At 60.6% G+C, this 21,612-nt stretch carries 21 protein-coding genes; 6 read left to right on the top strand and 15 right to left on the bottom strand.

What is annotated here, in order from left to right; translation table 11 throughout:
- Positions 1–25: 25 nt before the first annotated feature.
- The 14 genes from urtD to ACIO0C_RS17640 all read right to left on the bottom strand — a co-directional run bounded on the left by urtD (position 26) and on the right by ACIO0C_RS17640 (position 14,558).
- Positions 26–898, bottom strand: a complete 873-nt coding sequence (gene urtD, locus ACIO0C_RS17705; protein WP_401314123.1) for an urea ABC transporter ATP-binding protein UrtD — start codon at positions 896–898, stop codon at positions 26–28.
- The gene (gene urtC, locus ACIO0C_RS17700; protein ID WP_401314121.1) at positions 895–1,974 is read right to left on the bottom strand and encodes an urea ABC transporter permease subunit UrtC; all 1,080 of its coding nucleotides are present in this window, start codon (positions 1,972–1,974) and stop codon (positions 895–897) included. Before urtC ends, urtD begins: the two co-directional genes overlap by 4 nt.
- Positions 1,974–3,476 (bottom strand): urea ABC transporter permease subunit UrtB, encoded by a 1,503-nt coding sequence (gene urtB / locus ACIO0C_RS17695; RefSeq protein WP_401314119.1) that lies wholly within the window; start codon positions 3,474–3,476, stop codon positions 1,974–1,976. Before urtB ends, urtC begins: the two co-directional genes overlap by 1 nt.
- A gap of 141 nt (positions 3,477–3,617) precedes the next feature.
- Positions 3,618–4,883 carry an urea ABC transporter substrate-binding protein gene (gene urtA / locus ACIO0C_RS17690; protein ID WP_020797581.1) on the bottom strand — a complete coding sequence of 422 codons (1,266 nt, stop codon included), beginning with the start codon at positions 4,881–4,883 and terminating at the stop codon, positions 3,618–3,620.
- 236 nt (positions 4,884–5,119) lie between these two features.
- On the bottom strand, positions 5,120–6,493 hold the full coding sequence (locus tag ACIO0C_RS17685) for a PepSY-associated TM helix domain-containing protein (protein WP_401314117.1): 1,374 nt from the start codon (positions 6,491–6,493) through the stop codon (positions 5,120–5,122).
- Between the two features lie 130 nt (positions 6,494–6,623).
- A complete protein-coding gene (locus ACIO0C_RS17680) occupies positions 6,624–8,741 on the bottom strand; it encodes a TonB-dependent copper receptor (RefSeq protein ID WP_401314116.1) in 2,118 nt (705 codons plus the stop codon).
- Between the two features lie 72 nt (positions 8,742–8,813).
- Positions 8,814–9,260, bottom strand: a complete 447-nt coding sequence (locus tag ACIO0C_RS17675) for a DUF2946 domain-containing protein (RefSeq protein ID WP_401314114.1) — start codon at positions 9,258–9,260, stop codon at positions 8,814–8,816.
- 21 nt (positions 9,261–9,281) lie between these two features.
- Positions 9,282–9,761 (bottom strand): copper chaperone PCu(A)C, encoded by a 480-nt coding sequence (locus tag ACIO0C_RS17670; protein WP_401314211.1) that lies wholly within the window; start codon positions 9,759–9,761, stop codon positions 9,282–9,284.
- Positions 9,762–9,808: 47 nt separating this feature from the next.
- Positions 9,809–10,207, bottom strand: coding sequence for a DUF2946 domain-containing protein (locus ACIO0C_RS17665; RefSeq protein WP_401314112.1), 399 nt, complete (start codon positions 10,205–10,207; stop codon positions 9,809–9,811).
- Positions 10,208–10,304: 97 nt separating this feature from the next.
- Complete coding sequence (locus ACIO0C_RS17660; RefSeq protein ID WP_008058866.1) at positions 10,305–10,595, bottom strand: addiction module antidote protein; 291 nt, start codon at positions 10,593–10,595, stop codon at positions 10,305–10,307.
- A 110-nt stretch (positions 10,596–10,705) separates the two neighbouring features.
- Positions 10,706–11,434 carry a cobalt-precorrin-6A reductase gene (locus ACIO0C_RS17655; RefSeq protein WP_401314109.1) on the bottom strand — a complete coding sequence of 243 codons (729 nt, stop codon included), beginning with the start codon at positions 11,432–11,434 and terminating at the stop codon, positions 10,706–10,708.
- The gene (locus ACIO0C_RS17650) at positions 11,431–12,528 is read right to left on the bottom strand and encodes a cobalt-precorrin-5B (C(1))-methyltransferase (RefSeq protein ID WP_401314108.1); all 1,098 of its coding nucleotides are present in this window, start codon (positions 12,526–12,528) and stop codon (positions 11,431–11,433) included. Before ACIO0C_RS17650 ends, ACIO0C_RS17655 begins: the two co-directional genes overlap by 4 nt.
- Positions 12,521–13,732 (bottom strand): precorrin-6y C5,15-methyltransferase (decarboxylating) subunit CbiE, encoded by a 1,212-nt coding sequence (cbiE, locus tag ACIO0C_RS17645; protein WP_401314106.1) that lies wholly within the window; start codon positions 13,730–13,732, stop codon positions 12,521–12,523. Before cbiE ends, ACIO0C_RS17650 begins: the two co-directional genes overlap by 8 nt.
- Positions 13,733–13,907: 175 nt before the next feature.
- Positions 13,908–14,558 carry a hypothetical protein gene (locus ACIO0C_RS17640; protein WP_401314104.1) on the bottom strand — a complete coding sequence of 217 codons (651 nt, stop codon included), beginning with the start codon at positions 14,556–14,558 and terminating at the stop codon, positions 13,908–13,910.
- Positions 14,559–14,845: 287 nt separating this feature from the next.
- Between ACIO0C_RS17640 and cobG the strand changes: the two genes are divergently transcribed.
- The 6 genes from cobG (at position 14,846) to ACIO0C_RS17610 (ending at position 20,966) form a co-directional block, all read left to right on the top strand.
- Positions 14,846–16,168 (top strand): precorrin-3B synthase, encoded by a 1,323-nt coding sequence (gene cobG / locus ACIO0C_RS17635; protein WP_401314102.1) that lies wholly within the window; start codon positions 14,846–14,848, stop codon positions 16,166–16,168.
- A complete protein-coding gene (locus ACIO0C_RS17630; protein WP_272604485.1) occupies positions 16,161–16,787 on the top strand; it encodes a precorrin-8X methylmutase in 627 nt (208 codons plus the stop codon). Before cobG ends, ACIO0C_RS17630 begins: the two co-directional genes overlap by 8 nt.
- On the top strand, positions 16,787–17,518 hold the full coding sequence (locus ACIO0C_RS17625) for a precorrin-2 C(20)-methyltransferase (RefSeq protein ID WP_017336332.1): 732 nt from the start codon (positions 16,787–16,789) through the stop codon (positions 17,516–17,518). The genes ACIO0C_RS17630 and ACIO0C_RS17625 overlap by 1 nt, the downstream gene beginning before the upstream one ends.
- Positions 17,518–19,227, top strand: a complete 1,710-nt coding sequence (gene cobJ / locus ACIO0C_RS17620) for a precorrin-3B C(17)-methyltransferase (protein WP_401314100.1) — start codon at positions 17,518–17,520, stop codon at positions 19,225–19,227. The genes ACIO0C_RS17625 and cobJ overlap by 1 nt, the downstream gene beginning before the upstream one ends.
- A gap of 184 nt (positions 19,228–19,411) precedes the next feature.
- Complete coding sequence (locus ACIO0C_RS17615; protein WP_401314098.1) at positions 19,412–20,230, top strand: hypothetical protein; 819 nt, start codon at positions 19,412–19,414, stop codon at positions 20,228–20,230.
- A gap of 58 nt (positions 20,231–20,288) precedes the next feature.
- Positions 20,289–20,966: a hypothetical protein gene (locus ACIO0C_RS17610; RefSeq protein ID WP_401314096.1), complete on the top strand. Its 678-nt coding sequence runs from the start codon at positions 20,289–20,291 to the stop codon at positions 20,964–20,966.
- A 26-nt stretch (positions 20,967–20,992) separates the two neighbouring features.
- On the opposite strand, the gene ACIO0C_RS17605 is transcribed toward ACIO0C_RS17610, so the two are convergent.
- Positions 20,993–21,589 carry a MarC family protein gene (locus ACIO0C_RS17605; RefSeq protein WP_008058841.1) on the bottom strand — a complete coding sequence of 199 codons (597 nt, stop codon included), beginning with the start codon at positions 21,587–21,589 and terminating at the stop codon, positions 20,993–20,995.
- Positions 21,590–21,612: the final 23 nt, after the last annotated feature.

The raw sequence follows: 21,612 nt of genomic DNA, 5'->3' as shown, positions 1-21,612 counted from the left end.
ACGCAGAGCGTGGGAACGATCAAGCCTAGCGACCGAGATACACGTCGATCACCCGTTCGTTTTCCTGCACCTGTTCCAGCGAACCTTCGGCCAGCACACTGCCCTGGTGCAACACGGTGACGTGGTCGGCGATCGAGCCGACAAACCCCATGTCGTGTTCCACCACCATCAGCGAATGCTTGCCGGCCAGGGTCTTGAAGAGTTCGGCGGTGAATTCGGTTTCGGCGTCGGTCATGCCGGCCACCGGTTCGTCGAGCAGCAGCAACTGCGGGTCTTGCATCAACAGCATGCCGATTTCCAGGAACTGCTTCTGGCCGTGGGACAGCAAACCGGCGGGACGATTGACCGAAGCGGTCAGGCGAATGGTGTCGAGCACCTCGGCGATACGGTCTTTCTGCTCGCCGCTCAAGCGCGCCCGCAGACTGGCCCACACCGATTTGTCGGTTTTCTGCGCCAACTCCAGGTTCTCGAACACACTCAAGGCTTCGAACACGGTCGGTTTCTGGAACTTGCGGCCGATGCCGGCCTGGGCAATCTGCACTTCACTCATTTGCGTCAGATCCAGGGTTTCGCCGAACCAGGCCTTGCCGTGACTGGGGCGGGTCTTGCCGGTGATCACGTCCATGAGCGTGGTCTTGCCCGCGCCGTTAGGGCCGATGATGCAGCGCAACTCGCCGACCCCGATGTACAGGTTCAGGTCGTTCAACGCCTTGAAGCCATCGAAGCTGACGCTGATGTCCTCCAGGGTCAGGATGGTGCCGTGGCGGGTGTTCAGGCCTTTGCCGGCACGCTGGCCGAGGCCGATGGCATCGCGGCTGCTGCCGGCATCCCTGTTCGGTTCCAGGGGCGGAAAAAATGCCGGTTCGAGCATGAATTCAGCGCTTGCAGTGACTCTCATTGTTCACCTCTTTTCTTCAGCAAACCGATCACGCCCTTGGGCAGGTACAGGGTCACGACGATGAACAGCGCACCGAGGAAAAACAGCCAGTACTCCGGGAACGCCACGGTGAACCAGCTCTTCATGCCATTGACCACGCCTGCGCCCAGCAATGGGCCGATCAAGGTGCCACGACCACCGAGGGCCACCCAGACCGCCGCTTCGATCGAGTTGGTCGGCGACATTTCACTCGGGTTGATGATGCCCACCTGCGGCACGTACAGCGCACCGGCCAGGCCGCACAACACCGCGCTCAACACCCACACGAACAGCTTGAATCCGCGCGGGTCGTAGCCGCAGAACATCAAGCGGTTTTCCGCGTCGCGCAATGCGGTCAGCACTCGGCCGAACTTGCTCTGCGCCAGGCGCCAGCCGATGTACAGGCTCGCCACCAACAGCAGCACCGTGGCGAAAAACAGCACCGCACGGGTGCCAGGCTCCGTGATGCCAAAGCCGAGTATGGTGCGGAAGTTGGTGAAGCCGTTGTTGCCGCCAAAACCGGTTTCGTTGCGGAAGAACAGGAGCATGCCGGCGAATGTCAGGGCCTGGGTCATGATCGAGAAATACACGCCCTTGATCCGCGAGCGGAAGGCGAAGAAGCCGAACACCAACGCCAGCAATCCCGGCGCCAGCACCACCAGGCACAGGGCCCAGAGGAAGCTTTCGGTGCCGGTCCAGTACCAGGGCAGTTCAGTCCACGACAGGAACGTCATGAAGGCCGGCAACCCATCGCCCGAGGCCTGGCGCATCAGGTACATGCCCATGGCGTAACCGCCGAGGGCGAAGAACAGGCCGTGGCCGAGAGACAACAGGCCGGCATAACCCCAGACCAGATCGAGGGCGAGGGCGACGATGGCGTAGCACAGAATCTTGCCCACCAACGTCAGCGTGTAGGCCGAGACGTGGAAAGTGCTGTCCGGCGACAACAATGACAGCAACGGTAACGCCAATAGTAAAGCAAGGATCACCGCACCGACGGCAATCGTGACTTTGGGACCGGCCTTTTGGCTGGCCGTGAGCATCAGGGGCTGGTTCATCAGTCGATCACCCGTCCTTTCAGTGCGAAGAGGCCTTGCGGACGTTTCTGGATGAACAGAATGATCAGCGCGAGGATGAGGATCTTGCCGAGCACGGCACCGATTTGCGGTTCGAGAATCTTGTTGGCGATACCCAGCCCGAACGCGGCCAACACACTACCGGCCAGTTGCCCGACACCGCCGAGCACCACCACCAGGAACGAATCGATGATGTAGCTCTGGCCGAGGTCCGGGCCGACGTTGCCGATCTGGCTCAGCGCCACGCCACCGAGGCCGGCAATGCCCGAGCCGAGGCCGAAGGCGAGCATGTCCACGCGCCCGGTGGGCACGCCACAGCAGGCCGCCATGTTGCGGTTCTGGGTGACGGCGCGCACGTTCAGACCCAGGCGCGTCCTGTTCAGCAGCAGCCAGGTGAGCACCACCACAAACAGCGCGAACGCGATGATCACGATACGGTTGTACGGCAGCACCAGATTGGGCAGTACTTGAATTCCGCCGGACAACCACGCCGGGTTGGCCACCTCGACGTTTTGCGCACCGAACACCAGGCGCACCAACTGGATCAGCATCAGGCTGATGCCCCAAGTGGCGAGCAGGGTTTCCAGCGGGCGACCGTAGAGGTGGCGAATCACGGTGCGCTCCAGCGCCATGCCGATCCCGGCCGTGACGAAAAATGCCACGGGCAGCGCGATCAACGGATAGAACTCGATGGCCTGCGGGGCGAAGCGCTGGAACATCAATTGCACGACATAGGTCGAGTACGCACCGAGCATCAACATTTCGCCGTGCGCCATGTTGATCACGCCGAGCAGGCCGAAGGTGATCGCAAGTCCCAGGGCGGCGAGCAGCAGGATCGAACCGAGGGACATGCCGCTGAAGGCCTGGCCGAGCATTTCGCCGATCAGCAGTTTGCGTTTGACCTGGGCCAGGCTGGTTTCGGCAGCCGTGCGCACATTGGCGTCGGCTTCGACACCCGGTTCCAGCAGACTTTCCAGGCGAGTGCGGGCCAGTGGATCACCGGTTTCCCCGAGCAGGCGTACAGCGGCGAGGCGCACGGCCGGATCGCTGTCTACCAGTTGCAGGTTGGCCAGGGCCAGGCTGAGTGCGGCGTGAACGCTTTCATCTTTTTCGCCAGCCAGTTGCTGGTCGAGGAATTTCAGCTGCGCCGCTTTGGCGCTTTTCTGCAATTGCAGGGCGGCGCCCAGGCGGATTTTGGCGTCGGCGGCGAGCAGTTGGTGGCTGGCCAGGGCGGTGTCGATCAGACCCCGCAGGCGGTTATTCAGGCGCAGGGTTTTCGGCTGGCCATCGACCGTCAGTTCGCCCTGTTGCAGGGCGTTGATCAGTTCGATGCGCGCAGGGTCAGGCTGCGCGGCCCAAGCTTCGAGAAGCCTGGCTTGCTGCACGGGATTGGCGGCGACGAAGTCTTCGGCGTCGCTGGCGAAAGTGGCCATCGGCAACAGAAGTGCGATGGCAAGGATGAAGCGATAAAGGGCGGTGGGCATAGCGGATGTCCTATGTCGATCGTTCCCGCGCGCCGCAAAGGAATGCCTCAACGGACGCTCCGCGTCCGCTTTTGGGACGCGGAGCGTCCTTGGCTGCATTCCCACGCAGAGCGTGGGAACGATCAGGCTGTGCGGGTTGGCTCAGTTGCTCTTCACCGCATACTCCGGCTTCTTGTCGTTGCCCGGGATGAACGGGCTCCACGGCTGGGCGCGGATCGGCCCTTCGGTCTGCCACACCACGTTGAACTGACCGTCGGCCTGGATCTCGCCGATCATCACCGGCTTGTGCAGGTGGTGATTGGTCTTGTCCATGGTCAGGGTGTAGCCGGACGGCGCGGCAAAAGTCTGGCCGGCCAGGGCTTCGCGGACTTTGTCGACGTCGGTGGACTTGGCTTTTTCGGCCGCCTGCGCCCACATGTGGATGCCGACGTAAGTGGCCTCCATCGGGTCGTTGGTCACGGCTTTGTCGGCGCCTGGCAGGTTGTGTTTCTTCGCGTAGGCTTTCCAGTCGGCAACGAATTTCTTGTTCGCCGGGTTCTCGACCGACTCGAAGTAGTTCCATGCCGCGAGGTTGCCCACCAGCGGCTTGGTGTCGATGCCGCGCAGTTCTTCTTCGCCCACCGAGAACGCCACGACCGGCACGTCGGTGGCTTTCAGACCCTGGTTCGCCAGTTCCTTGTAGAACGGCACATTGGAGTCGCCATTGACCGTCGAGATGACCGCAGTCTTGCCGCCGGCCGAGAATTTCTTGATGTTGGCGACGATGGTCTGGTAGTCGCTGTGGCCGAACGGCGTGTAGACCTCTTCGATGTCCTTGTCGGCCACGCCTTTGGAGTGCAGGAACGAACGTAGGATCTTGTTGGTGGTACGTGGGTAGACGTAGTCGGTGCCGAGCAGGAAGTAACGCTTGGCGCTGCCGCCTTCTTCGCTCATCAGGTACTCGACGGCGGGGATCGCTTGCTGGTTCGGCGCGGCGCCGGTGTAGAACACGTTCGGCGACATCTCTTCGCCTTCGTACTGCACTGGGTAGAACAGTAGGCCATTGAGTTCTTCGAACACTGGCAACACTGATTTGCGCGACACCGAGGTCCAGCATCCGAACACCACGGCGACCTTGTCCTGGGTCAGCAACTGCCGGCCTTTTTCAGCGAACAGAGGCCAGTTCGACGCCGGGTCCACCACCACCGCTTCGAGCATCTTGCCGTTCACGCCGCCCTTGGCGTTGATCTCGTCGATGGTCATCAGCGCCATGTCCTTGAGCGATGTTTCGGAGATCGCCATGGTGCCGGACAACGAATGCAGGATACCGACCTTGATGGTCTCGGCGGCCTGGACAGTCCAGGTCATGCCCATCGCGGCAATGCTTGCCGTGAGTGTGAAAGCCTTGATCAAACTGCGACGCTTCATTGTGCGATCTCCATGAACTTATGAATTTTCTTGGTTGGCAGATGCGGACTACTGAAGGGTCTTTAGCAAGGGCTGTGCCCAGTCGGGAAAAGGCAGGGGAATGTCGTGTTAGAGCGGTTGCGCGGGTTTGAGAGCGCACCATCACGGGACGTGGTCAGGGTAGTGGTGCGTCGGGATGCGCCACATTGGGGCGGGCGAGATGCGCGGCAATCCCGCGCATCTCGCCAGGCTCATGGTTAAGTCGAGGTGCTTTCAGTTTGTCGATTGAAGCGTGACAGTAGCAGCCGGTCGAGCAGCCAGACGACTACCAGCGAAACGCCCACCAACGGAAACGCCACCGCCAGGGCGAACATGATCACCATCGCGGTTTTCCATTTTGGCAGGTCGTGGCGCAGCGGCGGGACACCCAACTTGCCTTGTGGACGACGCTTCCACCAGATCACCACGCCGCTGACCGCACTGAGCAAGATCATCAGGCAGATCAGCAGGACGATGATCTGGTTGAGCGCGCCGAACATCTTGCCTTCGTGCAGCATCACACCGATTTCCGTGGCGCGGGCGACGGCGCCGTACTGCTCGTAGCGTACGTCGGCGAGGACGTCGCCGGTGTATTGATCGACATGCAGGGTAGCGTCGTTGCGTGGGTCATCGGCGAACACGGCGATGGTGAAAACGCCGGTGGCCGTGGTCGGGAACGTGATGCTGTAGCCTGGCTCGACCTTGCGTTGCACGGCGATGTTCTGCACGTCCTGCAGGCTGATGGTCGGCGCGGCCGGACCGGCTGGCGCTGCATCGTGGGCCATGTGTTCGGCATGATCGCCCGACATCGGCATCGGCGTATTTTCCATGGCCCACGGCACAGTCTGGCGGGTGGCGCTGTTGAGGCTGCGCGCTTCGACGTCGGACTTGGGCACGTTGTCCCACATCGCGGCCGGAAAGACGTTCCAGACGGCGGCGTATTGCTGGCCCCAGAAGCCGGTCCAGGTCATGCCGCTGAGCAGCATCACCAACAGCAACGAGGCGCCCCAGAAACCGGTGACGGCGTGCAGGTCTCGCCACAACACCCGGCCTCGACTGCTCAGGCGCGGCCAGAGAATGCCCGCGGCCTGACCGCGCGGCCACCACAGGAACACGCCGGACACCACCAGCACCACTGCCCAACCAGCGGCCAGTTCCACCAGTCGGTCACCGACGGTGCCGATCATCAGTTCGCCGTGAATCGCCCGCGCGACCGCTTGCAGGTTCTTCTTGGCGTCTTGCTCGCCGAGAATGTCGCCGTGGTACGGGTCGACGAACACGTTCAGCTCGTTTTCACCGTTGAGCACGACAAACTGGGCGCTGCGCTCGGCGTTTACAGGCGGCAGGTATTGTTTGATCGTTGCTTGTGGATAAGCGGTTTTCACCCGGTTGAGCAGGTCATCGGCCGGCACTGTGTGGTGCCCGGCCGGGACGTTGAGCAGGCTGCTGTACATCAATGAGTCGAGTTGCGGTTTGAACAGGTAGATCGTGCCGGTCAGGGCCAGCATCACCATGAATGGTGCAACGAACAATCCGGCATAGAAGTGCCAGCGCCAGGCCAGGTTGTAGAAATTCACTTTGGGCTGTTTCATCGGTTGTGCTCCGCTTGGCGAATCAATTGTCTGTAAAAGATCGCAGCCTCGTTTCACTCGACAGCTCCTACAGGGTGTACGCGTGCCAATGTAGGCGCTGGCGCAGCCTGCGATCTTTTGACTTTTTTTGTTAGAAACTCATATCAATCCTGGTCCAGAGCGTGCGCCCCGGTTCCTTGATGGCTTGCGGGTCATTGGCCGGGTAGCCGAAACCGGCGTTGCCGGCCAGGTTCAGGTGTTCGGCGTAGGCCTTGCCGAACAGGTTGTCGACGCCGCTGCTGACCTTCCAGTGCTGGTTGATCCGATAGGCGCCGTTGAGCGAGAACACGGCAAAACCCGGGGTCTTGTCGAAGTCCTTGCCGACCACGTTGCCTTTGTTCTGGTCGATACGGTTTTGCGCGGCGACCACTCTCCACAGTGCGCCGGCGCTCCAGTTGTCTTCGATGTAGGTCAAGCCGAAGCGGGCGTCCAGCGGTGGCATTTGCGGCAGGGCATTGCCATCGCTGCTGTTCTTGCCCCAGGCGTAGGCCAGGGTGGCGTCGGCTTTCCAGTGTTCGGTGAGTTCGTAGGCGGAGCCCAGTTCGCCACCCATGATTCGCGCATCGATGTTCTGCGCTTGCGAGCTCATGCCCATCATGGCGGGTGTGTAGTTGAACAGGATGTAGTCGCGCACCTGGCCGATGTAAGCCGAGGCCCAGGCATCGAGGTCTTCGGACTTGTATTGCAGGCCGAAGTCGAGCTGGGTGGTTTTCTCGGGTTTGATCGAATCGAAGGCATTCACCGATCCGGCGGGGCCGGAATTGGGTGAAAACAGTTCCCAGTAGTCCGGGAAACGCTGGGTGTGACCCAGGCCCGCATACACCGTGGTCGGGCTGTCGGCCAGGTCATGTTCGTAGCGGATGAAACCACTGGGCAGCGTATCGACGCGGGTGTCGTCGGCGGTCGGGTTGGGGCGGGTCATCATTCCCGAGCCGATGGTTTGCCGGTAATCCTTGGCCGAAGCGCGGTCCAGGCGTGCGCCGGTGATGAGTCGGTCACGCTCGGCGGCGTACCAGGTCAGTTCGCTGAACACTCCGTAGTTATGGAAGTCGGCATCTTTGGTGTACGGCAGGTCCTTGTAGGTGTCGATGCCCATGGCGCTGTGTTGGCGGTGCTCGTTGGTCTGCGCGTCAATGCCGCCGATCAACTGCACGTCGGCCCAACGCCAGGTGGCCTTGACTCGCGCGCCAAGGGTCCGACGGTCGACGTTGGACGCCATGGGGCCGGCCATCATCCCGGTGCCGGACGGCGTTCGCAGCGTGTAGTTGTCCATCACATGGTCGGCGTAGTTGTAGTAGACCTGCGCCTCGAGCTTTTCCAGCACGTCGCTGATGTTGGACTTCTCGAAGCGCAGGCCGAGGCTCTCGCGCTTGAACTGCGAACCGTCCATGCCGCGTCCTGCGTAGCGCGCCTCGCCGTCACCCTTGCCGGCGGTGAACTCGAGCAGGGTATCGGCATCCGGGGTCCAGCCGAGCGCGACGTCGCCGTTCCATTTGTCGTAGCGCGATGCCACGGTGTCGTTGTTGCCATCCTTGTAGTCGTCGGCCTGGGCGGTGTTGCCGATCACCCGCACATAGCCCAATGGTCCGCCGGCGGCGGCGTCGACCAACTTGTCAAAGCGGCCGTTGGAGCCGGCCAGCACACTGGCGTTCACCCGCGTGCCGAGCTCGCCGAAACGTTCCGGTTCACGGTCGAAGAGGATGGTGCCGGCCGAGGCACCCGGTCCCCAGAGCACGGTCTGCGGACCTTTGATGACGGTTAGCTTGTCGTAGGTTTGCGGGGAGATGTACGAGGTCGGTGCGTCCATCCGGCCGGGGCACGCGCCGAGCATCATGCCGCCGTTGGTGAGGATGTTCAGGCGCGAGCCGAACATGCCGCGCAGCACCGGGTCGCCATTGGTGCCGCCATTGCGCACCTGGGCGAAGCCTGGAATGGTTTTCAGATAGTCCGAGCCGTCGCTGGCCGGCACGGGTTGGCGCGGGTCCCTGGGGTTGGTGACGATGGTCAGTGGCGAACTCGGGGCAATGGCGGTGATGACCGTCGGGCTCAGTTCTTCACTATGATCTGCGTGTTCATCGGCCAGCGCGGATGGCGCCAGCAACGCACCGCACAGGATGGCGGTGGCGTGCCTGAAACGAATGCTGGATTCGTTCAGGGTGAGGGTGGCTTGGGCAGCGCTCAAGCAGGGGACAGCGGCAATCCTGGACATGACAATTTCCATCGAACAGTCGTAAACGACACGGTCGCTCCTACAGGACCGTGTGAAACCAGCGGTGGGTGTTTACGCGACGACGGGCGGGGCGCGGGTGCGGGCGCCGGGGAAGAAGGTTTGCCGGGCATGGCCCAGGCGAGGGGATGGTGTGGTGCATGTGTTGGCGGGTGGGGTGTCGAACGCTGTGAATACCCCGCCCCCGGTGAGCGCCGGGCAATTGAACAGCAGGCTGCAATAGCCGCATTTTTCCCAGATTGCGTGGTGCCCGGATGCTGGCGGGCAATGCTCGTCAGTCGGTTGTGCGGCGTGATCCGCGTGCTCCATCGCCGACATGTCCATGCTCATGTCCATCGACATGCTCATGGACATTGAGGCGCGCTGATCCATCGGCATCGACTGAGAAATCAGCGGACCGATAAAGATCATCAACATGGCGAACAGGCTGATCCAGCTGCCGCGCGTCAGGCTCAATGGCTGACGACGGTGGGCGGATGACCTGGTGCCTGGCGGGCGCATGGGCGGCGTCGCGATAGCTGTTTACTGAACGTGCGCGTGCTTTTGCGTGGCCTCGGACGCTTGCTTCTGCACCGCCACTTCGACCGTCACGTCACCGGACTTCTCGAAGTGCAGGGTCAGCGGGAAGCGCTTGCCGTCGCTCAGCAGGCTGCGGTCCTTCAGGTTCAGCAGCATCACGTGATAGGCCATCGGCGCAAAAGTGACTTCGCCGCCAGCGGGGATTTCCACGCTCGGTACGTGCTGCATTTTCATCACGTCGTTTTGCATCAGATGTTCATGCAGCTGGGCCTCACCCGCAATCGGCGAGTCGACGCTGAGCAGGCGGTCGGCGGTCTTGCCTGCGTTGTGGATCACGAAATAGGCCGCGACGTTCGGCGCATTGGGCGGCAACTCTTGCGACCAGGGATGAGCGATCTGCAGATCGCCTTGTGTGTATTCGTGGGCATTGGCAAAGCAGGCAGGCAGCAGCAACGCGGCCAGAACGATGAGTCTGTTCAAGATGGCAGTTCTCCAGGCGATTCAAAACGCAGATCAATTGCGAGAAACAATCACACCAGAGGAGAGGCACGGGGGTTGAGGCTGGGCCATTGCTGGCGGGGTGTCGGGGTATTGAATGCAGCGGGAGGCAGGCTTCGATTCGATTCGAACTGCGCGTAATACAGTTGGGGTTCATGCCCGGGCAACGCCACCAGTGGCGCGGAGCCGCTGCAGCACCAGCAATGCTGCATGTTGGAATGGTCGTCGCTTTGCGGGGCTTTCTGCTCGATGTCGCCCAGGGAAATCGCCACCATCCTGGTGCCGCTGGACGAGCAGAAACTGCCCCACAGCAACTGTTCGGCTGGCAGTTTCGCCGTCTGCGCCATCGCTCCGGACATCGGCATGGCGAGCATGTTGAACAGCACTGCGAAGCAGGCGATCCAGGCAATTGCGAGCCGTTGTCGGGACATGGGACAAATCCGGTGGGTGGGCGATCAGGCGCGGCTATTTAGCCTGATCAGGGCCGATAAGTAAAAACACTGCGTGCGGTGTGGTGTCGCAGCGCAATCAATCAGCGATGGCATGCAAGCGCAGGCCCAAGGCTTTCATAACCTTCATGATAGTCGCGAATTCCGGATTGCCACTACTGCTCAGCGCTTTGTACAGACTCTCGCGTCCCAGGCCGGCATCACGGGCAATTTGTGTCATGCCCTTTGCTCGGGCTATATCGTTCAGAGCTGCGCGTATCAGTACACCGTCGCCTGCATCCTCTTCAAAGCAGGCGTCCAGATAAGCCGCCATTTCTTCCGGTGTTTTGAGAAACTCGGCGGCGTCAAAACGGGTAAATCGTTCGGCCATGACTTACTCTTGATAGATCAGGAGGGAGAGGACTATAGGGTTAGAGTCCTGGTGCGGACAGTCAGATCAGTCCGAGAGTGTTGTCAGCAAATCGCAGGGCTCAACAGGTCTCAGGAATAGTCCGACTCCGTTAGGGCGTCCAGCACATCTACCACCGACCCAAACTCTCGATCTGGCACCGGCAACTCCGGCCGCTTCAACACCAGCACCGGCACTCCACGCTCGCGCGCCACTTCCAGCTTCGGCTCGGTGGCCGTGCTGCCGCTGTTTTTGCTGATCAGTACGTCGATGTTGCGACGTTCGAACAACTCGCGTTCATCAACGATCTGGAACGGTCCACGGGCGCCGATCACTTCGCAGCGGTCATTGCCGGGGTATACGTCCAGCGCGCGCAAGGTCCAGAACTGCTCCGGCGGGATTTCGTCCAGATGTTGCAAGGGCTCGCGACCCAGGGTGAACAACGGTCGACGGAAGGGTTTCAGCGCCTCGATCAACTCGGGCCAATCACTGACATCGCGCCAGTCATCGCCGGCTTGTGGTTGCCATGCCGGACGTCGCAGCGCCCAGCAGGCGATACCGCTCAAGCGAGCCGCCAGCGCAGCGTTTTGACTGATCTGGGCGGCGTAGGGATGAGTCGCATCCAGCAACAGATCAATCCGTTCATGGCGGATGAACTGCGCCAGGCCTTCGGCGCCGCCATAGCCACCCACACGCACCTGGCAGTTCAAGTCCGTCGGCACTCGACCGACACCCGCCAGGCTATAGATGTGTCGTGGGCCGAGGGTCCGGGCAATCGCCAGGGCCTCGGTCACGCCGCCCAGCAGCAGAATGCGCTTCATTGAAAAGCTCCCGCATGGCCGACAATCCCGCCCTGGCGATCGATGGCAAACACTTCGACCTGAACCTGCGCCGGCACCACACTGCGGGCAAAGAGCAGGGCGTGTTGGCACACGGCATCGCCGAGGGCGATTCCTGCGGCGCTGGCCATCGCCAGGGCCTGTTGACTGGTATTGGCTTCACGGATGCCTTGCTGCAACGCCGTATCGGCACCGACCGCGGCGGCCCATTCGGCCAGTTGCGGCAGATCGATGCTCGAGTGCCGACTGTGCAGGTCCATGTGCCCGGCTGCCAGTTTGCTGATCTTGCCGAAGCCGCCACACAGGCTGAGTTTTTCCACCGGTACCTTGCGCAGGTGCTTGAGCACTGCACCGACGAAATCGCCCATTTCGATCAGGGCGATTTCCGGCAGGTTGTAGACCCTGCGCATGGTGTCTTCGCTGGCGTTGCCCGTGCACGCGGCGATGTGCAGATAGCCGTTGGTTTTGGCCACGTCGATCCCCTGGTGGATCGAGGCGATGTAGGCTGCGCAGGAAAACGGCCGGACAATGCCGCTGGTGCCCAGGATCGACAGGCCACCGAGAATGCCCAGGCGCGGGTTCATGGTTTTCAATGCCAGGGCCTCACCGTTCTCGACATTCACTGTGACCTCGAAACCGCCGCGGTAACCGAATTCGTTGGCGAGTAGCGCCAGGTGATCGCTGATCATCTTGCGCGGCACCGGATTGATCGCTGGCTCGCCGACACCCAGCACCAGCCCCGGTCGGGTTACCGTGCCAACACCACGGCCCGCAATGAAACCTGTCCCCGGCTCACTGCGCAGGCGCACTTGAGAGTAGAGCAGCGCACCGTGGGTTACGTCGGGATCGTCCCCGGCATCCTTGATTGTCCCGGCCTCGGCGCCGCCTTCCATGAGGCGACAGAATTCCAGGCGCATCTGCACCTGCTTGCCTTTGGGCAGCACGATCTCCACCGCGTCCGAGCTCACACCACCGAGTAGCAGGCGAGCCGCTGCCAGGCTGGTCGCGGTGGCGCAGCTGCCCGTGGTCAGGCCGCTGCGCAATGGGGCAGGTTGTTCGGCGGTTTCGTCACGCATCGAAGGGTTTGACCACGTCCAGCAAGGTAATCGGCAACGCCTGGCGCCAGGTGTCGAAGTCGCCCAGGGGCTGTGCCTGGGCGATATGAATACGCGTCAGCTCGCCGCCGTGCCGTTCGCGCCAGGCCATCAGGGTCATTTCACTTTGCAGCGTGACCGCATTGGCGATCAGGCGGCCGCCAGGTTTGAGCGCTGCCCAGCAAGTGTCGAGCACGCCTTCGCGAGTGACCCCGCCGCCGATGAAAATCGCGTCCGGGCGTTCGAGGCCCGCCAGGGCTTGCGGTGCGCTGCCGCGAATCAGTTGCAGGCCGGGCACGCCGAGTGCGTCGCGGTTGTGCTCGATCAACAGTTGCCGACCTTCATCAGCCTCAATGGCCAGCGCGCGGCAACTTGGATGCGCGCGCATCCATTCGATGCCAATGGAGCCGCTGCCGGCACCGACATCCCATAACAGGTCGCCGGGAATCGGTGCCAGTCGAGCGAGTGTGATCGCGCGCACATCGCGTTTGGTCAGTTGTCCGTCGTGCTTGAAGGCGGAGTCTGGCAGGCCGGCCAGTCGCGACAGGCGCGGCGCGTTTGCTTGTGCGATGCATTCGATGGCGATCAGGTTCAGGTCGGCGACAGCCGGGTCGGCCCAGTCGTTGGCGCTACCGTCGATGCGTCGCTCGGTCTCACCACCCAAATGTTCCAGCACGCTCAGGCGGCTCGGCCCGAAACCGCGTTCGCGCAACAGCGCCGCGATCGCGGCAGGGCTTTGGCCGTCATTGCTCAGCACCAGTAAACGAACGCCACCGGACAATTGCGCATTAAGTGCCGCGATGGGGCGGGCAACCACCGACAGCGTCACCACATCCTGCAGCGGCCAGCCCATGCGCGCGGCGGCGAGTGAGCAGGAAGAGGGTGCAGGCAAGATCAGCATCTCATCGCTGGGCAATTGCCGGGCGAGGCTGGCGCCGACACCAAAGAACATCGGGTCGCCGCTGGCCAGCACGCAAACCGGTTCACCGTGCCGTTCCAGCACCGGGGCCAGCGAAAACGGGCTGGGCCACAATTGTCGCTCGCCACGAATGCATACCGGCAGCAAATCCAGTTGCCGCTGACCGCCAATGATCCGCGAAGCGCCCAGCAGGGCGTTTCGAGCGTTCTTGCCCAAGCCCTTGAAGCCGTCTTCACCGATGCCTACAACTGTCAGCCAAGGGGGCATGCCATTCCTCTTCTATAGACAAAAGCCAAATCATCACCGCGCTCATGTCTGTCTCGCCCGGCGCGGTTGCGCATCATAACGCGGTGTCGATTGCATTCGCCCGTCGGCAGTCGATGAAATCGCGGTCAAGGGCGATGGTTGCCCTGAAAAGTGATGGAGATTTAATCAGATTGTCTTATGGGTTGGTTCTGGGAAGGTCGAATCTTTTCATTCTGATCTCGCGACGTTTTTTATCAATAAGCGTTCTTTTTGTTTCAAGTTTTCCTTTGTCCAGTTTGAGACAGGCTCGTTGCTGGATGATTGTGGCGGAGCGCTTTTCCGATTCAACGTACAGGAAGTTGCTTTCTTTTGTGGACGCCACCAATTCAAGATTGAACACCGCGATTTCAAGAAACCCGTTGGCGTCATAGCGGGCAGGGATAACCTGAAAGTGCCGCCCCAGGAGACTTTCCTGGTCCAGGGAGAGCAGCGCCGGCTTGTCGGGTTTCAGTGCGTCGAGCGTGTCAATCATCGCGTTGCCTTGTCGGCGGTCGGGCATCTTCCCAGCGCTCTCGACCAGGAAGTCCGCGACGCTTCTCAAGACGTCGTGACGGGTGCGGGTAAAGATTGCATCCTGGAAGACGGACCAACCTAAGAAGTCCAGCGTATTTACATATTCATTCAGCCACTTTGTCGAATCGACAAAGCGGCTGCAGGCCGTGTCGGCGGATAGGGTGGCGATCTGTGTGCAGTGGGTCAGGTGGTCATGATCCGCAAGTGACATGTCTTCAATGCACGAAAGCAGATTCGGGCCGGTCAATACGCCGGAGAAGTTGTTATTGTTCATATTCAGTCCGTGAATAAATATTGTATTGGAGGAAGTAATTTTCCTGTTGGTGAAAGTACAGCAGCCTGTTTGAGGTTGAAATGAAGTTGGCGTGAAGAACTGCTACTTGCTGTTAAATGCACGGGGGTTGCACTCAAAACAGAAAATCCGGTGGGCGTTTGAGTCTTCAAGCGACACGAGCGATGACCTTGAGTGGCGCGCTTCGTCGTCAATCCAGTTGAGCTTTTTCATCCGACCGGGCAAAGCAGGCATAATGCGCCCCTTCGTCCCGTTGCCGGTCATCCCCCGTGAATTCACCCCAGACATCCAGTCCCTTGCGCCCATCGGCCTGTCCCGGGTTGTTGCGTGTCGTTCAGGCACTGGATGGCGGTATTTGTCGGATCAAACTCGCTGGCGGGGCTATCCGCGCAGATCAGGCGGTGGCGGTGGCTGATGCCGCCGAACGATATGCCGGGGGCGTGATAGAGGCGACTAACCGCGCCAATTTGCAAATTCGCGGGATTGGCCAACAGGCCTCGGCGTTGATCGACAGCCTGCTGGCCGTCGGGCTGGGGCCTGTCAACGTGGCAGGCGATGATGTGCGCAACCTGATGCTCAGCCCCAGCGCCGGCATTGACCGGCACATGCTGATCGACAGCAGACCCTTGGCCCGGGAAATTCTCGACAGCTTGCAAACCCATGTGCGCTTCCATGAGTTATCGGCCAAGTTCGCCGTGCAACTGGATGGCGGTGAAGCCTTGGCAATGCTCGAACATCCCCATGACCTCTGGCTGAGTGCGGTTGCGCGAAACGGCGAGCCAGTGCTGGCTTTCGGCCTGGCGGGGTGCCCCTCCGAGCCACCGGCGGCAGCGGTATTGCTGTGTGACGGACATGCCTTGGTGGTGGCAGTGCTGGAGTTGTTTCTTGAACTTGCACGGCCGGATCAGACCCGGATGCGGCATCTGTTGGCCGAGCATTCGCTTGATTCGCTGCTGCAACGCCTGGCCGAGCGAGTGCCCTTGTTTGCCATAGAACCATGGCAGCGCCCGACTGCCCCTGCGCGATTGCACATCGGCAGTTACCCACAGCGTCAGGAAGGCCTGGTCTATGTCGGCGCCGTGCCGCCCTTGGGGCGGCTGGACCCGACGATGCTCAAGGGGGCAGCTCATCTGGCCGAGGCGTTTGGTGATGCCAGCCTGCGCCTGACCCCCTGGCAGAGCCTGTTGCTGCCCAATGTTCGCAATGAGGATTCACCAGCCCTGCGCCAACAATTGCAGGCGTTGGGTTATCTGGTCGACGCCGATCAGACCCTGGCCCATCTGGTGGCCTGCACCGGATCGGCCGGTTGCGGCAAAGGCTTGGCGGATACCAAGGGCGACGCGCGGCAACTGGCCGAACGGCTGCATGATCAATGCGCACAGGTGCAGGTTCACTTGTCGGGTTGCCCGCGCTCCTGCGCGTGCGCACACACGGCGCCCGTCACATTGTTGGCGACGTGCCCTGGTCACTACGACCTCTATTTTCGCGATGCCGCGCAGCCGGGTTTCGGCGCGCTGCACGCTCGCAATCTTACTATCGACGCGGTCGCGGCCTTGCTCGACGCCCGCTCACGGAGCCCCCTTGATGCTTGATTACATCCGCGACGGTCAGGAGATCTATCGCAATTCCTTCGCGATCATTCGTGCCGAGGCCAACCTCGAGCGCATTCCGGCCGATCTGGAAAAACTCGCGGTCCGTGTGATCCATGCTTGCGGCATGGTCGATGCGATTGACGGTTTGCAGTTTTCCCCAGGCGCGGGCAAGGCCGGGCGCGATGCGCTGGCCGCCGGCGCGCCGATCCTGTGTGATGCACGGATGGTGTCCGAGGGCATAACCCGCACGCGTTTGCCGGCGAACAACCCGGTCATCTGCACCCTGCGTGATGAAAGCGTTCCCGAGCTTGCCCGTGAATTGGGCAACACCCGTTCCGCCGCTGCATTGGAGCTTTGGCGTCCACATCTGGAAGGCAGTGTGGTAGTGATCGGCAACGCGCCGACGGCACTGTTCTACCTGCTTGAAATGCTCGACGCCGGTGCCCCGAAACCGGCGCTGATCCTGGGCTTCCCGGTGGGCTTCGTTGGCGCCGCCGAATCCAAGGCAGCGCTGGCCGCCGACAGTCGCGGCGTGCCGTTCGTTATCATGCAAGGCCGGCTGGGCGGTAGCGCCATGGCCGCCGCCGCCGTCAATGCCCTCGCCACGGAGATCGAATGATGCAGCAACCTGGACGCTTGATCGGCCTTGGCGTAGGACCGGGTGATCCGGAACTGATAACCGTCAAAGCCCTGCGCCTGCTGCGCGAATCGCCGGTGGTGGCGTACTTCGTCGCCAAGGGTAAAAAGGGCAACGCCTTCGGCATCATCGAAGCGCATTTACAGGACGCACAAACCTTGCTGCCACTGGTGTATCCGGTGACCACCGAGGCATTGCCGGCACCGCTGTCCTATGAGCAAGTGATCAGCGATTTCTACGATGCGGCCGGTGAAGAGCTGGCAGCGCATCTTGATGCGGGTCGTGACGTGGCAGTGATCTGCGAAGGCGATCCGTTTTTCTACGGTTCCTACATGTACCTGCACGATCGGTTGGCAGAGCGTTATGAAGCCGAAGTGGTGCCGGGTGTCTGCTCGATGCTCGGCGGCGCTTCGGTACTGGGTGCGCCGTTGGTGTATCGCAATCAGAGCTTGTCGGTGCTGTCCGGCGTGCTGCCTCACGATGATCTCAAGCGTCGTCTGGCCGACGCCGATGCGGCGGTGATCATGAAACTGGGACGTAACTTCCCGAAAGTCCGTCAGGTGCTGGAAGAACTCGGATTGGCCGAGCGTGCGCTGTACGTCGAACGCGCGACCATGGCCAACCAGAAGATCGTGCCGCTGGATCAGGTCGAGCCGATGTCGTCGCCGTACTTCTCGCTGATCATCGTTCCCGGTGAGAGGTGGCAAGGCTGATGACTCGTCCAGCTCCGGCCATTGTCATTCTCGGCAATGGCAGCCTCGCTACCGCACGCAGCATTCAACAGCTGTACCCCGGCGCCTTGATCCACGGCCTGGCCGAACGGGTCGTCGGTGCCGATCGCACGTACCACGAGTTCGGTGCGACATTGCGTGAGCTTTATCAACAAGACACGCCGATCATCGCCCTGTGTGCGGCCGGCATTGTCATTCGCACCCTCGCGCCGATGCTGCTGGAGAAGGGGGCCGAGCCCCCCGTGCTTGCCGTCGCCGAAGACGGTAGCGCCGTGGTGCCGTTGCTCGGTGGGTTGGCAGGCGTGAACGTGCTGGCGCGGGAGATTGCTGTTGCGCTGGACGTGTCGGCGGCGATCACCACCAGTGGCGAATTGCGTTTTGGTACCTGCCTGCTGAACCCGCCCAGCGGTTACGCGTTGGGTGATCTTGAGCTGGGCAAACGCTTCGTTTGCGATTTGCTCGCCGGTGAGTCGGTGCGCATCGAAGGCGCGGCACCCTGGCTGGTGCAGGCGCAGTTACCGGAAAACCCGCAAGCGCGGCTGGCCGTTCACGTCGGGCATGCCGAGCGTGTGCCGGCGGCCAATGAACTGCTGATTTATCCACGCAACGTAGTGGTGGCTGTCAGTGCCGACGTGGCCGATGTGCCAAGTGCGGTTCGCGTGGCTTTGCATCAGGCAAAAATCGCCGTGCAGTCGTTGGCCTGTCTGCTGGCCGCCGCCAGTGAAATGTCGAGTGCGTCGCTGCGTGAAGCGGCGCTTGAGCTTGGTGTGCCCCTGCGATTTGTCGATGAGGTCGGCCCCGTCAGTCAATGGGTGCATGACGCCATCGACCAGCCTGTTTCCCTATTCGGCGATGTGGCCATTGCCATTGCCGTTGCCGAGCAGCCTCTGGACCCCTTGTCGATTGGCCGTCCTCGCGGTCGTCTGGCGGTGATCGGTCTTGGCCCTGGCGCTGCTGACCTGATGGTGCCTGCGGTCAAGGCGGAACTGGCCCGTGCCAATGACGTTCTCGGTTACGAAACCTATGTGCGCATGGCGGGACCATTCCGTGGGGATCAGGTCCTGCACTGCACCGACAACCGTGAAGAAATGCAGCGTGCCCGCCACGCCTTTGAGCTCGCGGCGCAGGGGCGCTGCGTAGTGGTCGTCTCTTCCGGGGATCCCGGTGTATTTGCCATGGCTGCGGCGGTGCTCGAGGCACTGCATGAGTCCCGCGATCCAGCGTGGCACAACGTTGACCTTGAAATCCTGCCGGGCGTTTCGGCATCGCTGGCAACAGCTGCACAAGCGGGTGCACCGTTGGGGCATGATTTCTGCGTACTGTCGCTGTCGGACAATCTCAAGCCGTGGGACATCATCGAGAAGCGTCTGGACCTGGCGGCGCAAGCCGATCTGGCGATGGCTTTCTACAACCCGATCTCGCGTTCCCGGCCTTGGCAGCTGGGGCGTGCGCTGGAGATCGTCGCCCTGCATCGCAGTGCTGACACGCCCGTTGTATTGGGACGTGATGTCGGGCGTCCGGGTCAGACATTGCGGGTCACGACGCTGGGTCAATTGACGCCGGATCAGGTCGACATGCGGACCATGGTGTTGATTGGCTCATCGACGACTCGTGTGTTTCCTCGGCCTCAAGGGGCGTCATGGGTGTACACGCCGCGTAGCTACGGCGAAAAGTTGCTCGACATCAACTAAACAAGTCGCAGTTGTATAGGGCGGTTTATTCGGGTTCTTTTGCTCGAATAATCCGCCCTTTGGTGTGCTTGTTCAGCTTTTACATATGTGGAAATTTAATTGGGTTTGTTGCTCGGTAAGGGAGTGGGTTAAATTCGTTTTTACGCCCAGGAGGGCTATAAACGAATTCAAAGGAATGTTGGATATGCAAAGTTTTGAAGATACAAACGCTCTCAAGGGTTGCACGGATTTGGGCAAGGCGCGTCTTGCCAGGGCCAAGGCACTGTTGGTTGACGCCCCTCGCGCAAGAAGTTTAGTGGATTCGGCTGCTTCGAGCCCTACCAAGGAACTGGATGCTTTGGTTCTGGGTAATTCACTCATCGGTTATGGCGATGGTATATCGCTTGAGAACATGATGATTATCGAAAACCTCATCAGTTTTTCGAAGCTGGAGGCCGATCACGAAACTAAAAATGATCCGAATCCCGCTGCGTGGCATCGAGCATTTATCAATTGCATGTTGGATATGGGGTGTGCTGTTCCAGTCCATGCGAGCGTGGAATACAACAAGCAGTCTGGCTCGGGGACGATGAAAAACGTCGTCACGTCTATTGTCCAAGCGGGGATCGCTGCGGCAAAAGCCGCCATTCCCGGTGCAACGGTGCTGAGTGCCGTGGCAGACTCCACATTGGCTGCTTTGGAAAAAGAACCTGAAACAGTAAAGTTGTTCAACTACGAAGTCGTGACAGCAAAAGGCGTGAAGCTGGCCATATTGCCGTGTGAACAAGCGAAGAATGGCCTCATTATCATTTCCTTTTCGTCTGTTAATCATGAAAGTAATAAGTTTGGTGGCGAGGTTATGTTCTTTGATCTCAAGGTCGCCAATGTTGATATTTACCAGGGTTCAAATTTTCTCACTTTCAATCCTTTTGCCTACGCTGAAGTAAAAGATGATATTGAGTCTGTCCTTGGGCTGCGGCGCAGAGACGTGCGGGCCAAAAGATTTGCGCGGCACAGGAAGTAAAGGTAGTTGGCCTGGGTCAGAGGTGTTTTTCTCTGGTTTGCACGAAGGATAAATACAGATGGATTATTCGATTTACATCAATGGATGTTGCGTGCTGGCTGTATCAAAAGCGTTATCGTCCGCAACGAAACAAGATGTGATTGATGCTTTGCTTTTTACTCAGTTTGCTGCCGATGAAGACTTCCCTGACGAACCGAACGGCCTGGATTGGTTCGAGGCTTACAAAAGTACCTTGTATGAGTGTGGCTGGATCTACGATTGGCAAAATGTGACGACCGGTACCTTTACATCCCTTGCCGAAAAGGCGTTCTCGTTGAGAGAGGCGTTTGCGACGGTCTTTGAAAACAATCTGGATGGTGAGCAGGCGAGCGTTTTACTGGCAGTTTTGGATAAGGTAGCCGAGTTGCCGGACAAGCTGAACGTGGAGCAGATCTTCCGCCAACAGGCAGCGCTGAAAGTGAAGGGGCTGACGCGCATCAGGGCGTGCATTGGGGTGATCAATGAACGTGGGTCCCTGAGTAGCGCTTCGGTTTTTTTTGATACTCGCGGACCAGTCGGCAGGCTTTTCACAGGGCGTGAGTTTGCTTTTAGCGATCTGCATGGTGCGGTAAACGCGTATTTTTATACGGCTCGCTTCAATGCAGGCATTTATGGCGAGTACAGGGAGGATACCGTGCAGTGGCTAGGTGCACGGCGGCAGTCTGAACGTCTCGAGATCACCAGCCTGAAGATTTAGCAGGTCCTGGCAGGTGCCTTGTGCATTCAGGGCACCAAATACCCCTTCACCCCGGTAAAGATAATCTGCGCCGCCAACGCACACACGAACAAGCCCATCAAGCGGCTGACGATCTGTAAGCCCTGATCACCGAGGATCCGTTCGATACGGTTGGAAAGGTACAGCACCACGCCGACGGTGAAGCTGGCCAGGGCAATACTGACAATGGCCGTGAGTTTGTCGTCCCAGTGCGGCTGACTGACGCCCATTACCAGCAGGGCACCGATAGTCCCTGGGCCGACTGTCAGCGGAATGGTCAGGGGGACGATGGTCACGTCCTGCTGCACATTATCGGTCTGCACCGCCGACTTGCCTTGCGCCATGCCCAGCGCCGAGATGAACAGCACGCTGCCGGCGCCGATGCGGAACGCGTCCACGGTGATGCCGAAGACGCTGAAAATCACCCGCCCGAACAGGTACAGCAAGACGCTGGAGACCAGCGTGGCAATGGCCACTTTCCACGCCAGTCGACGTTGTTCCTTGCGCGAATAACCGCGGGTCAGGCTGATGAAGCAGGACAACACGAAGAACGGGCTATAGAGCACCAACATCTTCAGGTAAACGCTGAACAACACGTGGAGCATGGGGCAGGCTCACTGGTGGGGGA

Origin of the sequence: Pseudomonas sp. NPDC087336 (assembly GCF_044744285.1) — a bacterium.
GTDB lineage: Bacteria > Pseudomonadota > Gammaproteobacteria > Pseudomonadales > Pseudomonadaceae > Aquipseudomonas.
The sequence above is the reverse complement of the archived record's forward strand: the minus strand, read 5'-3'. Positions and strand labels throughout refer to the sequence as shown.

Bases quoted from the DNA above. Each gene is read 5' to 3' on its own strand.
- urtD (WP_401314123.1), bottom strand. From the start codon at position 898: ATGAGAGTCACTGCAAGCGCTGAATTCATGCTCGAACCGGCATTTTTT.
- urtC (WP_401314121.1), bottom strand. From the start codon at position 1,974: ATGAACCAGCCCCTGATGCTCACGGCCAGCCAAAAGGCCGGTCCCAAA.
- urtB (WP_401314119.1), bottom strand. From the start codon at position 3,476: ATGCCCACCGCCCTTTATCGCTTCATCCTTGCCATCGCACTTCTGTTG.
- urtA (WP_020797581.1), bottom strand. From the start codon at position 4,883: ATGAAGCGTCGCAGTTTGATCAAGGCTTTCACACTCACGGCAAGCATT.
- ACIO0C_RS17685 (WP_401314117.1), bottom strand. From the start codon at position 6,493: ATGAAACAGCCCAAAGTGAATTTCTACAACCTGGCCTGGCGCTGGCAC.
- ACIO0C_RS17680 (WP_401314116.1), bottom strand. From the start codon at position 8,741: ATGTCCAGGATTGCCGCTGTCCCCTGCTTGAGCGCTGCCCAAGCCACC.
- ACIO0C_RS17675 (WP_401314114.1), bottom strand. From the start codon at position 9,260: ATGCGCCCGCCAGGCACCAGGTCATCCGCCCACCGTCGTCAGCCATTG.
- ACIO0C_RS17665 (WP_401314112.1), bottom strand. From the start codon at position 10,207: ATGTCCCGACAACGGCTCGCAATTGCCTGGATCGCCTGCTTCGCAGTG.
- ACIO0C_RS17660 (WP_008058866.1), bottom strand. From the start codon at position 10,595: ATGGCCGAACGATTTACCCGTTTTGACGCCGCCGAGTTTCTCAAAACA.
- ACIO0C_RS17655 (WP_401314109.1), bottom strand. From the start codon at position 11,434: ATGAAGCGCATTCTGCTGCTGGGCGGCGTGACCGAGGCCCTGGCGATT.
- ACIO0C_RS17650 (WP_401314108.1), bottom strand. From the start codon at position 12,528: ATGCGTGACGAAACCGCCGAACAACCTGCCCCATTGCGCAGCGGCCTG.
- cbiE (WP_401314106.1), bottom strand. From the start codon at position 13,732: ATGCCCCCTTGGCTGACAGTTGTAGGCATCGGTGAAGACGGCTTCAAG.
- ACIO0C_RS17640 (WP_401314104.1), bottom strand. From the start codon at position 14,558: ATGAACAATAACAACTTCTCCGGCGTATTGACCGGCCCGAATCTGCTT.
- ACIO0C_RS17630 (WP_272604485.1), top strand. From the start codon at position 16,161: ATGCTTGATTACATCCGCGACGGTCAGGAGATCTATCGCAATTCCTTC.
- ACIO0C_RS17625 (WP_017336332.1), top strand. From the start codon at position 16,787: ATGCAGCAACCTGGACGCTTGATCGGCCTTGGCGTAGGACCGGGTGAT.
- cobJ (WP_401314100.1), top strand. From the start codon at position 17,518: ATGACTCGTCCAGCTCCGGCCATTGTCATTCTCGGCAATGGCAGCCTC.
- ACIO0C_RS17615 (WP_401314098.1), top strand. From the start codon at position 19,412: ATGCAAAGTTTTGAAGATACAAACGCTCTCAAGGGTTGCACGGATTTG.
- ACIO0C_RS17610 (WP_401314096.1), top strand. From the start codon at position 20,289: ATGGATTATTCGATTTACATCAATGGATGTTGCGTGCTGGCTGTATCA.
- ACIO0C_RS17605 (WP_008058841.1), bottom strand. From the start codon at position 21,589: ATGCTCCACGTGTTGTTCAGCGTTTACCTGAAGATGTTGGTGCTCTAT.